The organism is Anabaena sp. CCY 0017, assembly GCF_963920885.1.
GTDB lineage: Bacteria > Cyanobacteriota > Cyanobacteriia > Cyanobacteriales > Nostocaceae > Nodularia.
Genome location: NZ_CAWUDG010000006.1, coordinates 254,149 through 266,925, shown reverse-complemented (window position 1 = coordinate 266,925; position 12,777 = coordinate 254,149). Strand labels below are relative to the sequence as shown.

The window sequence follows — 12,777 nt, the reverse complement described above, 5'->3', positions numbered from 1 at the left end:
TTATCACCTGAGTGTTATCCTCCCCTATTGCGCTGATCTCTTCCTTTGAGTACTTACTCATTTTTAACCCCAAACCTAAAATAGGTGTGAGACCCTCCTTGACAAAAACCCAATGATCGTTTAACTTCATTCGGAAATACACAAATTAGCAAAAGTTTATGTTTTGCTCAAAACAAACACGCTACCCTCGTTACCCTTGCCTATTCGCAAATCACTATCTATATATGTAATGTCCAGCCAGCCTTGCTGTTTCTCACTGTTTATCGCAGCATCAATCGCCGGAAATTTTTTACCAGCTTCAATTTGTTGGATAAAACTGGCGGGAGAACTGTAACCTATTAAACGTTTTAAACCCAGAATTGAGCGATGAAATTTCACTTGGACACGTCTTTCTGAAATAGGTTCAAATTTGGCAGCTACACTCACTAAACCTTCGAGATAAGGTAGTCCATAAATCTCGGCTATGTTATAAACGCTGTTAGTGTTGACCCGAATAGACTGATAAATTTGACCAAGTTTACAGAAAGGGATGCGATCTAAGTTTAAAAGAGCCTTGCTGGTTGTATATATTAAACGCCAATCACCATCGAGCAAGTTGCTTGCTTCTACAGGGCGAGGCGTAGGATTAAAGTCTTCCAAGTTAGCGATCGCCGCTAAGATAGCCTGCTTTTGTGGTTCACTCGCTAGTAACCCGCGATTTGTCCCCGAGATCGCATCAATCAGATTTGCTTTGCCGATCATCGTCTATTACCTCAAAAGTTATCAGAATTCATCCACCCTTAAGTCGATATTAATGTCGTATGTATAGCAACTTACAAAACACTAAAAATCTATTCCAGGTTGTTTTACCACTATTAAATAAAATAATTCTGTCAGCTTGCGGATTTATTCACCCCAGAGTCGAATGAATAATTAAATTATCCCTCGTCAGTGATAGACTTCTTAATGTCTAGTTACATAAACCTTTTTGTGTTTTCGTAGATATGTTGAATTCTCCCTTAAGTGAAGAACCCCGTAACCAACGCGCACAGGTAATCCCACTCAAGCAAGAGTCTTCTATGTTGGACTGGTTGCAATTTCAAGGTCGTCTAGTGTCGCGTAAGGCTCAAGAAACCGATTTTTCACAGCAAGAAGCAGAAATTTCAGAATTATTGAGTACGGAAGACGGCATAGAGGACTTTGATATGGATGATGACAGTGATGTGAGTATAGACGACGATTAGCCTCAACAGGCTGGGGACTATACCGCTACGCGGAAGTCAAAAGGCTTTAGCCTGATGACATAGATGGTGATTTGTGCCGTACTGAACTAGTTAATATGTATTGTTCTGATTTTTGAATTTTATAAGTGTGGAGTGAAGGGAATTTTTGTGGACGCTAAATTGTCTCCTAACCAAGGATCAACTGTTTCGGGTATTGGATTAGCTTCTGGTTTAGTTTTAGTGCTGAGTGTGGCAGCATTAATATTTGATTGGCTGGGCAATAGAACGCCTTGGCAAGGGATGTCACTGACTTTACCCTTGTTGGTGTCAGCCGTGAGTTCAGCTGCTATCGGCTTTGTGGTGATACCACTGCTACAAGCCCTCAAAACTGGGCAAATCATTCGTGAAGATGGACCCCAAGCTCATTTAAAGAAAGCTGGTACGCCAACGATGGGGGGTATATTTTTTGTCCCCGTAGCTGTGGCGATCGCCTGCGTATTTTCCAATTTTGCCCCAGAAGTGCTTGCTGTCTGTGCTTTAACCCTCAGCTATGGATTTGTGGGTTGGCTGGATGATTGGCAAATTCTGCGCCGCAAATCAAACAAAGGCATATCCCCAAAGATGAAACTAGCGTTGCAAATTGTATTTGCAGCCGCGTTTTGTTTGTGGCTAATGTCCACTGAGCATTCTCATATTACAAATATAGCTTTACCTTGGGTGAGCTTAACAATACCTTTAGGATTCTTATTCTGGCCTCTGGCTGGCTTTGTCTTAGTAGCAGAAAGTAACGCCACTAACTTAACTGACGGTATTGATGGTTTAGCCGCAGGAACCGTGGCGATCGCCTTACTAGCATTAGGTGCTATAGTCGCCCCAGCTTACCCTGGATTGATGGTGTTTTGTGCCGCTTTAAGTGGCGGTTGCTTAGGTTTCTTAGCCCATAACCGCAACCCAGCCCGTGTATTCATGGGTGATACAGGTTCCTTGGCACTGGGTGGGGCTTTAGCTGCTGTCGCATTACTGACTAATAGTTTGGTAGCGCTGTTTATTCTCAGTGGGATATTCTTTGTGGAAACCCTTTCTGTCATCGCTCAGGTAGGTTATTACAAAGCGACAAAGGGACCAGATGGAAAAGGTAAGCGTTTATTTAAAATGGCTCCCCTACACCATCATTTAGAGTTAACCGGCTGGTCAGAATTACAAGTTGTAGCGGTTTTTTATATCATCGCTGCGATTTTAGCTGTTATTTGTTTAGCAATTTCACCTTTTTAAAACCTTTGAACTTTTGAAAAACTAATTTAATAAACAATAACCTCCGTATATGCGGGGGTTTTTTGATGTAAACCTCTCTCCAAACCTCTCTCCTACAAGGCTACGGTGTACACACAAGTGATCTGATCCCCCTAAATCCCCCTAAACCCCTTCGGGGATGCGCCTTCGGCGTAGAAAAAGGGGGACTTTAAGAAATTTCCCCCCCTTCTCAAGGGGGGCTAGGGGGGATCAAAACGTGATGAGGCAACTTGATAAGACTTGTGGGTAGGCAAGCGAGGAGGGGCGCAGAAACGAACCCAAAGACATCTGCACAAAACCCTCTCCTTACCAAGGAGAGGGACAGGTTTTGCATAGCAAAACCAGGGTGAGGTTTTTCCCCTAAATTCGCATCTGACTAACCAAATGAGCCATTTCTGGCAAAATCAGCCTTTCCATCCCCAATCGCACCGCATTACTAGAACCGGGAAGAGAGAAGATTAATTTATTTTGATAAACTCCAGCCACAGCACGAGAAGCGATCGCGCGTGAGCCAATTTCTTGATAACTTAAAAATCGGAACAACTCCCCAAATCCAGGTAAGGTCTTCTCTAATAATTTCTCAATCGCATCATAGGTGGTATCTCTGGGAGCGATACCAGTACCACCATTGAAGATGATTACATCTAAACGAGCATTTTTACTCAGTTCTTCTATTTGTGCTTGAATTTGCGCTGGCTCATCCTTGACGATTTTGTATGCTTCCACAACATTGTGAGCCGCAATCAGCAATTGCTGGATGATCTGACCACTTTTATCAGTTTCTGGGTTACGAGTATCACTGACCGTCACAACAGCGCAGGTGACAATCTTTCCTGGACAGTCGGGATGTGGTTGCGTTGACACGAGAATTAAAGATATGAGGACAAGAGGGGGATGAGGGGGAGATTTGCCCCATGCCCCATTCCATATTTGTTAAGCTTTATTGAATCCCAAATCGTTTTGTTCGGCGTACCGTTCCATAAAGCGCATAAAACGCTCCCATTCTTCGGCGGATTTCATCACATGAACCGCTTCTATGCCTTCTGGTTTACCGTTGACAAATTTACCCTTAACTTCGCGGGTAATGATTTCGCCTTCTTCGTCAATCAGGTACATCCCAGTGATTTCTTCGCTGCTACCTTCCGCCAATACTTGGGGATTTGTAAAGATAAAGGTTGCTGTGCCACTGTCACCGGTGCGCGATCGCGTCAAGCGTACTTCGGGAATTACTTCTTCGTCAATACCTTTAGAAAATTGAATTTTGACCATGATCTGTGTATTTAATATTGTGTAGTTGTAATCGTTAACTTGTAATTCTCTCATTTTTTGGGAACTATAGATCCCCGACTTCTTCAAGAAGTCGGGGATCTGAGCCTCTGGGTAGTTTTTTCGAGTCAGTCTTGAAAATTTGCAGCCTAGATGTTAGTTTCTGGATTATCTTGGGTATTCTGTTTAATAGAGTATTGCTATTATTTAAGTAATTACCACAACTATATACTTTGAACCTGATTAAAATATGAACTTTGATTCTGCTGCTGATCATGTATATTTGCAATACATTAAAAAACTAATTCCCTGTATTACATCTGATACTGTATCTAAAATTGCTGTAATTCTGGAAAATACTGATTGGGATGATCCTCAGTCGTCGGCTGATTGGAATAACATCGCAGTAGTCGCACTGAGTGAAGCCGAACAATGTGATGACAATCTTGTGATGCGTCCAGTCTATATAGAAATGGCTATTGAAGCTCTGAATAATGGCTTAAACATAGATGGACATCCTATGTGTGCAGCCCATCTTGCTTTAATTCATAACATAATTGGCGAAAGAGCAAAAGCAGTAGAGATATCATTTAATACTTTGATTCACTCTCTCCAGTCTGCTTATGTATCCTCTGAAAATCAGAGTAATTTTTTAATATATACCTTTGAAGGTAACAATAAATTCTCCATAAATGAGCAACAGTGCTTAGAAAATAATTTATTATCTGTCAATAGTTACCAACAAGCATTATTTTTATTAAGTGAAATAATCTGTCGCTCACAGATAGCTTTTTACACTGCTGTAAGTCGTCGTTTTTTAAATATAGCTGCTCAACTTTCACCAAATTCAGTTATTCCTAATCTCAAGCTGGGAATATCTAGTTTAATGGCTGGAGAACCAGAAGGAATTTTATATTTACATCAAGCTAGAAAGTTAGTACCAGATTCTGCACCTATTCTGCAAGCGCTTTACTTGGCTTATCGAAATTTAAACCATACAGCAGTGGCAGATTATTGGCAAGAAGTATCACGTAAATTTTATCAGTCAAATTCCCTAACTCCCCAATGGTCTTGGACTCAATTACCAATAAATAGTTCATTCACTTATGTAGCTTTTGAAAGTGATATGATCATGGCAGTTGAGCCAAGCTTGCGTAGCATTGCAACCAGTGTTTTAATTACTGAGCAAGACTGGTTTGAAAAAGAAATGGAGTTTTGGCGCAATAATATTAAACCCGGTATGACTGTTATTGATGTTGGTGCTAATATCGGTGTATATACTTTCAGCGCTGCATCAAAAGTTGGGTCTGAGGGACGAGTTTTCGCTGTGGAACCGTTCTCTATTTGTGTAAATTCCTTACAAGAAACCTGTAGAATTAATCAATTTGAGTGGGTAAAGGTTTGTGCCGGGGCTGCAAGCGATCGCAATGGTAAAATAAAGTTATTACTACATTCTGCTAATGAACTAAATCAGGTAGTTTCCAGTGAAGCAGCAGAGAAGATGACTGGATACGCTTTTGAGGAAGCAAACTGTTTTACTTTAGATAGTTTAATAGAGCAAGAAAATATTGATAAAGTTGATTTCCTCAAACTAGATGCAGAAGGACATGAAATGGCTGTTCTCCTTGGTAGTGAGAAATTAATTGCTGAGTTTGCGCCAGTGATTCTATATGAAAATATTGCCGGCAGTCAAGGCAGTAATATTGAAGTGGCACAATATTTAAACAAAATAGGATATGAACTATTTCACTATCAACCTTATATTCAAAAACTAATCCCAGTCAATTCTGATAAAGATTTTCAAGAACAGTTAAATTTTATTGCCTTACCACCTGAAAAAATGTTCATGTTTGAATGTTCGTAGTAAGCACTTTAGTGCTTCCGGGAAAGAGGAGGACTGAAGTCCTCTCTACGAGACGCTACGCGAACACTACGAGCTTTTAAGCAATTATTGTTTACGATAATTTTCTCTACTGCTACGTGAATTCTTCTATATCAGACATAATTTAAATCTGTTGACTTAAATATTGATTGGTAAAATTTAACATTTCTTCAGCTTGCACAATCAATTTATTAGCATCTTCTTTAGAGGATGTTTTAAAAGTCTCATTGTTGGTAGCAAAACATTATAGATCCCCCTAAATCCCCCTTAAAAAGGGGGACTTTGATTCTAATTCCCCCCTTTTCAAGGGGGGCTAGGGGGGATCTGCGAGTGCCTAAAATCACAGCCAACCACTTTTCAAACATCTTCTTTAGTTAAATCAGGGTTAACATCATAATCACCTCTATTTCTTTGATCCTGAGCATCAATGAGATAACGATGATATTTACTAGGAATTTTATTAGTTTTTACCAAGTATTTACCTAAAGCAGAAATCACAGCAGCATGACTAGAATAAGATAAGTTTTCCTTTAATAACAAAGCTTATGCTAAATAAAACATACTATAATAAGACCTAGAAGTTGCAAATTCAGGATAGCACGAGAACCAAACAAGATCACTTTATCTAAATTATCTTGATAGGTTTTTTGGAGGAATGCTTTAACTTTCTCTAAAATTTGATTTACTGTTAGTATTTCCATATTTTGATTATAATTAAATTTACAATAAATATTGGATTTCCCTACATCAACCCAGATCCCCGACTTCTTTAAGAAGTCGGGGATCTATCCACTATCCACTATTTTTTACTATCAATATATTTCTCCCACATTTGCTGATATGCTTTCTCCATCTCACGCGCAAATTTCTTACCATTCCATAATGGAGAGGTTTGTCTTGACTTTCGCAACTTCCACGCTATTTGTTGTCGCAATTGTTCATCTTTACCTAATTTCACACCCCACTCTACATACTCTGCATCACTCCAAGCTAAACCTTCTGTAACTCCTACATTCATCATCATGGTGTAGCTGTTACGCGCTGCAAATTGTTCTCCTACTCTGGTGACTAAGGGGATACCCATCCACAGGGTTTCTAGGGTTGTGGTTGCGCCGTTGTAGGGGTAAGTATCTAAAACTACATCAGCAATGGCTAAGTTAGCGCGATGTTCTGTACCTGAAGGTACGGTAGATAGAAATCTTAAGCATTCTAAATCAACTCCTTCGGCTTCAGCAATTGGGTGGATAAAGTCTTTTAAATCTTGCTCATTAGCTCGATAACTTTTAAGGATAAAATAACTATTAGGAACTTGTTTAAGAATTTGCATTTGTAACCGGATATTATGAGGATTACGTTTTAACCCGGTTTGGGAACTAAAATAAATAATCCCGTCATCAGGAATATCTAACGATTCTCGGCTGATAGTTGGTGTTCCTACAGCAAAGCCATCAATACCTATATAGTTTTCAGGGAGTCGCCAAATTTTTTCACTATAGTAATCTTGTGCTGATTCTGGTAATACATAGTTATCAGCAATAAAATAATCAACTGTGGGGAACCCAGTTGCGTCATAGCCTAACCAAGTAACTTGAATTGGTGCCGGTTTCATGGCTATGATAGTACAACTTTTATAAGAAGTTAAACTATCTAAATCAACTAAAATGTCTATTTCATCCTGATTAATTTTATCTGCTATTGCTACCAACGAAGGAAAATCTTGATGAAAATGATCACCAAAGTCTTTTTGATAAGCTTGTTGTTGTAGATCCTGGGAAAGATTACTTAAAGAATATAAATGAATATCAAATTTTTGCCGATCATGATATTTTAATAACCACCAAGCTAAAAAACCGACCGAGTGAGTACGAAAACAGCTAGATAAATAGCCTATTTTTAAAGGACGCTCACTCAAAGCAGGACGAGGTGAATTAAAACGTTGTTGATAAGTCTTGATATGTTCAGGAAACTTTTTCCATATCACTTGTTGACAGAGATCCGCTATTCCATTACGAAGTAATCTATTTTCACCCGGATTATCTTCAATGTATAGTAAAAAAGCACCAATGAGTGAAATTTCAAATAACCGTTCGCTTTCTGTTTTACTAGCAACAAGATTAGCTAAAAATAGTTTATATTTTTCGTAAGCTTGAACTGATTTTTCCCAATTTCCACAAGACGTTAATAATGAGTCCAACAAAAAGTGCGTACCCATGATTTTATCAACTAAATCTTGAGATATTTCTAAATATTTGTTTGCCCAAGGAATAGACTCTTTATTATAATCTCCTCCTAGTTTTTGCAGGGGAAAAATAATTTTTCTAATATAGCTGAGATTATTAGGTTCTAGTCGGAGCAAAATTTTGGCAAAATACATTGACATATGCTCGTAAAAGAAATCATGATAGGCATCAGCTTTATCTGCCAATAATTTAATAATAGTTTCAGAAGTTAATAAATAAGGTATAAATGCTTCTACCAATTTATCTATAAAGACAGGAGGATTAACTGGGTCAGCATGAACTAACTTTTCAATTACTTGAACTAATAAGTTTTTATCAAAAACTGGGGTTTCTGTGAGTTGAGATATAGTTTCAATTAATTGATTAGTATTTGTTTCTAAATCATGAATTTTTAAGTCAATGTTTAGCTCAATTATTTTTAGAAGATTATTAATATCATCAGAGACAAATTCTCTAATGTGTTGACGAATTGCCCAAGCTATTTGATAGTGAGAATTGGCTTCTTGTTGTTGAGCAGCATTTAATAATATTTCTGTTAATTGTTGCAGCCACTTTTCTGATTCTTGTTCTCCAAATTCAAGAAATGGAGTCATCCAAGTAATCTGTGCTTCTTCTTCTCTACCCTCTAATAATAAATTTAATCCTAAATACCAATAGTTAATAACTTCTGTGGGATTTTTAGTAATATTTTGTTCATATTGTTGAATAGTTAATAAGGTGGGAATTGAAGAAATTTGATTATTTAACTGAGTGGTCATGATTAAAAATGCTTACCTTGTTTTTAAATCTATTACAAAGATTAAACCAGATTTGGCATAAGTTTCAAAATCAAAAGCAGGGGTTAACACCGTTAACCCCTACATTACGTGAGATGATTAGATAAAAAAATGCTATATCAATTATGATTGATTTAGCATTTTCTAAAATAAAGCATTAAACCTTATCTCATGTTGTGATTTGTAGTCTCACAGGCAGCAGCTGCTAGAGCAGGATCTACCGTAACATCTGGAGGAGTAGCTGATACCTCTGTTGTCTGACAAGCAGCAGCAGAAGTTTGCCCATTTGCGAGAATGACAACACCACCAGCATAGCTTCTCAGAGAAGCTGCATCCTTAGTTGTTGCTTCAAAGATAGTAGATGTGGCATCTGTCTCTGCCACAACAACTTCATAGTCATAGTCTACAGTTGATGTAGGAATACCAATTTCCAGTGATTCAACATCAGTTGCAAAGCTTGGGTTTGCAATCCGGTAAGACTGTTGCGCTCTGTTTACTGAACCAACGTAAGTTTTTGCCTCAGATTGTTTAGCTTTGGCTGCTTGGTTCAAGAAAGAAGGTAATGCGATAGCGGACAGAATACCGATGATGATAATAACAACCAACAATTCAATTAAGGTGAAACCTTCTTCGTTTTTCTTTTTGCCTTGGATGTGTTGGAGGAACTTAGCTTTTAATTCGCTTTTCATAAGTAATTTTCCTGAGTTATAAATTGTTTTCCCGTTCTAGATATAACTTACCCACACTCGATCAATTTCATATCACCCCAACTAAAAAATTTTTTTCCTCATATATCAATAGGTCATATTTTCAAGCATTTATAAGACTTAGACAATTTCGGCTTCTTTGACAAACCGGAGTTGTGACCCACAGAAGCACTATCTGTTGAGTTCAGCAGGGAATATAGGGATTGATACTGGTGGCGCGTTCATAAATCAAACTATGTTAAGCAATGTAACATTCTTGTAATTAAGTTCGTAGTAAGAACTTTAGCTCTTTTTTGTCAAGCCTTGCGGCTGTAGCAGCGTTGAGTGCGAAGCGTGGATGATATGAGATGGAAAGGACTAAAGTCCTTACTACAAGCCTTTAACTTATGGGAGAGTTGACAGTGTGGAATGTGCAACAGATACTTGCTGATGAAAGTATACAGAGATTAAACACGCTATGTCTGTCTTTATCAAAAGCCTTAAAGAAAAAGGTCGCCTTGACCAAATTCACATCACAATATGCAACGTAGGCTCTCGGAAATTATCATCACAAGATGACTACGGTGCTGGTGCTTGGAATTTATTTGCTCCTAATCTGACTATCTACGGTTTTGATGCCGATGCAGATGCCTGTGAAGCTGCTGAAGCTGACCTGGAGTTGAAAAACATCAATTGGACTGAAAAACATATTCCTTTAGCCCTGGGTAAGTCTATCGAAGAGAAAACCCTTTATGTGACAAAGCATCCTATGTGTAGTTCTCTGTATCCACCGAATGAACCATATACAGATAGATTTTCCAGCTTACCGGAATTGTGTAATTTGGATTTCACTATGGATATTGAGACAACCACGTTAGATGCTTTTTGCGCTGAGGAAGGAATTAACACCATAGATTTTTTACAAATTGATGTCCAAGGTGCGGAACTTGATGTTTTAAAAGGAGCATCTGAAATTTTAAACCGTGGCGTATTGGGGATTCAAACAGAAGTTGAATTTTCACATATATATGCAAATCAACCTTTATTTGCTGATGTAGATGCTTATTTAAGAGGACATGGTTTTACATTATTTGATTTAACCCCTGCCTATCGTGTTCGCGCTCGTTCACCAATAGCATCAAAAATTCGCTCTGGACAAATGCTTTGGGGAGATGCTTTTTATCTGCAAGACCCGATAGGGGAAAATGTAAATCCTGTTGTTAAGGAACTTAGTAAAATTCTCAAAATAGCTTGTATAGCTGATATTTTAGGTTTTCCTGATTATGCTTTAGAGTTATTAGAGTACCTGACGGTTAATTATGGAGACAATTCAGAGTACAATTTCGCCGAAACTATTATAGAGAGTTTATCTCAATTTCCCCAGTTAGTTGAAAATGGGTTAGATTCTTTACCTGTAGTAACTAATATTCTTCCTTATCTGAAAAAATAAATTCAAGTTTGTAGTCAGGACTAAAGTCCTGCTCATCCTTGCTCTGATAGGATTATTCTCAACTCTAATATCATATCCATATGCCCAAAAATTTCACTCAAAAGGGTATCTTTGAAATTTTATTCCCACATCAAAAAGGTGGTTGGGGAGAATATAAGATTTTTTGATCCATCACCAACCACTTGATAAAACATTCTTTGAGAGATAAATAGCTCACTACAAACTAGGATTGAGATTGAGTCTCTAGCATTATGTAATCAAAATCTTGTAGCACCGATAGCAGTTTTTGTAACAAGTGAAAAACTTTTACTTTGTCAATAGGTTTTGCCGTTAGAGGATCAAGAGGTCTAAACTGTTGCCAATGCTCCACTAAAGACATCATTGACAGAGGTTTATCAAACAAGAGTAGTAAGCACAGAGCCATTGAGCTATCCACATAGACCAATTCTTCACCTAAAGCTAGATATTTACGGATAGGAAAAGTTTTACCTTCGCTAACACAAGCCATAACTTCTGTTTTGAAATCAGCAGTTTTTAATTCTGGATGTAGATGTACTGTGGCATTTTCCCATTCAGCGTCAGACCATTCAGAAACTGCTACAAAAGGATTTGCTGCTTGGGGATGTCCACACCAAAAGTCTAATAATCTATGGACAGGGTGGAGTAGTTCAAATAATTGAAACTGATCTTCTAAGGAAATTTCTGGTAAACTCATTCCCAGAAAGGCAGGTAAATTATCTGGTTCTTTGAATAAGTTCATCAAATCCCATTGTCGCCAGTTTCTCATATTGATAAACTCTAAATTAGCTGCACTCAATGCTGTAAACATATCAGTAACAGTGTAACCTTTATCTCCTTGTAATAAATGATTCGCTAAAATTCTCTCTTTTCTATTCTCTCCTTCACGTTTAGAATCCCAAGTTGTAGATTTGAGATTGACATTATCCTTTAAAGCTGTCATTGTATCGACAACAATATCCATCTCTAATTCTTCTGGATTGCCATCCATCAAACCCATGAGAGAAAAGAGCTTTTGAGCGCGAAAAAAAGGTAATCTTTGAAATGAACTATGTAGGTTGGTGCGAATAATACCTTCCGGCTTTAAGACGGCTTTCATTGCTTGCAACGCCACAGCTATATCAGGAAAGAAGTAGAGAACTTCATCACAGTTAATATAATCAAATTGATAATCTAGATTCGGCAAATCATATATTGACAAAACATGAAATTCCGCATTGTCAAAACCATGATATTCTAAACGCTGACGGGCAAGTTTAATCGACTCTTCTGATATATCAACACCAACAATTTTTGCCCCAGGATTAGCTTCCGCTAAAATTAGGGATTTATAACCACTTCCACATCCAGCATCTAAAATTACTTTGTTTTTGGTGTCTATAACTTTCTGATTTCTCAGATAATAAGGGGTAATTATGTTATGAATGTATAGTGCATTAACATCACCTTTAGGAGACTTATCAAGAGCATGATTAGGATACGGTGAACTATCAAATTGTTGGCGAATCTTTGCCCATAAGTCTGGCGTTGAATTTGTCATGTTATTCTCTCTTAATAGTTAGTTGATTCTGATATGTGCTGATAGTTATTGGTCATGTATAGACATTTCGGGAAACGTTTCTACGTTTCTGGTTGTTTTTTGGCTCAAGAGCAGGTACAGACTTCAATATTAGTATGCCCCAATAGTTGACATTTCTATCACTAGAGGACTAAAGTCCTCACTACCAGCTTTAATATTATATTAAGCATAGTCGTTATGAATATGCTTAATGTTATGACTAACCCGACTGTAGAAAACTTAGTAATTATTGGTTCTGGGCAAGTCGGCTACACAGATGCTATCTATGCAGGACTAGCGAATTTAAAACCTGTGGTCTTTGAAAGCTTTGAAACTTCTTTAGGTTTATAACTTAGTTAAGATTACTATATATTTTATTCAAACCAAAATGGCTGTAAAGTTTAGCAAA

12 protein-coding genes are annotated in these 12,777 nt (G+C 37.8%); 5 read left to right on the top strand and 7 right to left on the bottom strand.

Features of this window, described 5'->3' with window-relative positions:
• Window positions 1-156: 156 nt before the first annotated feature.
• Window positions 157-741, bottom strand: a complete 585-nt coding sequence (locus ACM0OW_RS10390) for a PAP/fibrillin family protein (RefSeq protein ID WP_414549975.1) — start codon at window positions 739-741, stop codon at window positions 157-159.
• Between the two features lie 242 nt (window positions 742-983).
• On the opposite strand from ACM0OW_RS10390, the gene ACM0OW_RS10385 reads away from it, so the two are divergent.
• Both ACM0OW_RS10385 and mraY read left to right on the top strand, forming a co-directional pair.
• Window positions 984-1,223, top strand: a complete 240-nt coding sequence (locus ACM0OW_RS10385) for a DUF3134 domain-containing protein (protein WP_414549974.1) — start codon at window positions 984-986, stop codon at window positions 1,221-1,223.
• Between the two features lie 147 nt (window positions 1,224-1,370).
• Window positions 1,371-2,474, top strand: a complete 1,104-nt coding sequence (gene mraY / locus ACM0OW_RS10380) for a phospho-N-acetylmuramoyl-pentapeptide-transferase (RefSeq protein ID WP_414549973.1) — start codon at window positions 1,371-1,373, stop codon at window positions 2,472-2,474.
• A gap of 378 nt (window positions 2,475-2,852) precedes the next feature.
• Here the strand turns inward: mraY and ACM0OW_RS10375 are convergent, their stop codons facing one another.
• Both ACM0OW_RS10375 and psb28 read right to left on the bottom strand, forming a co-directional pair.
• Window positions 2,853-3,356: a MogA/MoaB family molybdenum cofactor biosynthesis protein gene (locus ACM0OW_RS10375; protein WP_414549972.1), complete on the bottom strand. Its 504-nt coding sequence runs from the start codon at window positions 3,354-3,356 to the stop codon at window positions 2,853-2,855.
• Between the two features lie 69 nt (window positions 3,357-3,425).
• A complete protein-coding gene (psb28, locus tag ACM0OW_RS10370) occupies window positions 3,426-3,761 on the bottom strand; it encodes a photosystem II reaction center protein Psb28 (RefSeq protein ID WP_414549971.1) in 336 nt (111 codons plus the stop codon).
• A gap of 247 nt (window positions 3,762-4,008) precedes the next feature.
• On the opposite strand from psb28, the gene ACM0OW_RS10365 reads away from it, so the two are divergent.
• Window positions 4,009-5,622, top strand: coding sequence for an FkbM family methyltransferase (locus ACM0OW_RS10365; RefSeq protein WP_414549969.1), 1,614 nt, complete (start codon window positions 4,009-4,011; stop codon window positions 5,620-5,622).
• Between the two features lie 375 nt (window positions 5,623-5,997).
• Here ACM0OW_RS10365 and ACM0OW_RS10360 read toward each other — a convergent pair whose 3' ends face one another.
• The 3 genes from ACM0OW_RS10360 to ACM0OW_RS10350 form a co-directional block, all read right to left on the bottom strand.
• The gene (locus tag ACM0OW_RS10360) at window positions 5,998-6,180 is read right to left on the bottom strand and encodes a hypothetical protein (protein ID WP_414549968.1); all 183 of its coding nucleotides are present in this window, start codon (window positions 6,178-6,180) and stop codon (window positions 5,998-6,000) included.
• A gap of 259 nt (window positions 6,181-6,439) precedes the next feature.
• Window positions 6,440-8,638, bottom strand: coding sequence for a hypothetical protein (locus ACM0OW_RS10355; protein ID WP_414549967.1), 2,199 nt, complete (start codon window positions 8,636-8,638; stop codon window positions 6,440-6,442).
• Between the two features lie 182 nt (window positions 8,639-8,820).
• A complete protein-coding gene (locus tag ACM0OW_RS10350) occupies window positions 8,821-9,345 on the bottom strand; it encodes a type IV pilin-like G/H family protein (RefSeq protein ID WP_414549966.1) in 525 nt (174 codons plus the stop codon).
• 475 nt (window positions 9,346-9,820) lie between these two features.
• Between ACM0OW_RS10350 and ACM0OW_RS10345 the strand changes: the two genes are divergently transcribed.
• Window positions 9,821-10,792, top strand: coding sequence for an FkbM family methyltransferase (locus ACM0OW_RS10345; protein ID WP_414549965.1), 972 nt, complete (start codon window positions 9,821-9,823; stop codon window positions 10,790-10,792).
• A gap of 223 nt (window positions 10,793-11,015) precedes the next feature.
• On the opposite strand, the gene ACM0OW_RS10340 is transcribed toward ACM0OW_RS10345, so the two are convergent.
• Window positions 11,016-12,350, bottom strand: a complete 1,335-nt coding sequence (locus tag ACM0OW_RS10340; RefSeq protein WP_414549964.1) for a class I SAM-dependent methyltransferase — start codon at window positions 12,348-12,350, stop codon at window positions 11,016-11,018.
• Between the two features lie 216 nt (window positions 12,351-12,566).
• Between ACM0OW_RS10340 and ACM0OW_RS10335 the strand changes: the two genes are divergently transcribed.
• On the top strand, window positions 12,567-12,719 hold the full coding sequence (locus ACM0OW_RS10335) for a hypothetical protein (RefSeq protein ID WP_414550025.1): 153 nt from the start codon (window positions 12,567-12,569) through the stop codon (window positions 12,717-12,719).
• Window positions 12,720-12,777: the final 58 nt, after the last annotated feature.